Origin of the sequence: Flavobacterium solisilvae, assembly GCF_012911605.1 — a bacterium.
GTDB lineage: Bacteria > Bacteroidota > Bacteroidia > Flavobacteriales > Flavobacteriaceae > Flavobacterium > Flavobacterium solisilvae.
Genome location: NZ_JAAMPT010000132.1, coordinates 1 through 395, shown reverse-complemented (window position 1 = coordinate 395; position 395 = coordinate 1). Strand labels below are relative to the sequence as shown.

Genomic DNA, 395 nt, shown 5'->3' with positions numbered 1-395 from the left:
CATCGCTAACACAAGCTGATTGTTATGCCGCAGTCATTAGTTTAGTAAAAGTATTGGAAGACCATTTAGAAAAAGGCGAAATCGTTAGACTAGAACCTTTGGGCACGTTTCAAATAAGTGTGAAAGGAACTGCTAGTGATAGCGCAGCAGGTGTTTCTAAAGATAATGTAACTCGTGCTTCAATTATTTTCCGACCAGGAAAAAAGCTAAAAAAACTAGTAGGGAATTTGTCCTATGTTCGAAAAAAAATATCGTAATCTATTTTTTTCTACAGTTAGGAGTTAAAAGTTAGCACTATGAAATGGGAAGCCAAAATCATAAAACACAAAGGTGAAATGCGGATAGCTGTTTATTTTGATAAAAATGCCGATTTGATTTCACGTATAAAAAAAGTG

At 34.4% G+C, this 395-nt stretch carries 1 protein-coding gene; it reads left to right on the top strand.

Going from position 1 to position 395, the window contains the following annotated elements:
- A partial coding sequence (locus G6042_RS00615; protein WP_211161596.1) for an HU family DNA-binding protein occupies nucleotides 1-257 on the top strand: 257 nt, incomplete at its 5' end.
- Between the last annotated feature and the right edge of the window lie 138 nt (nucleotides 258-395).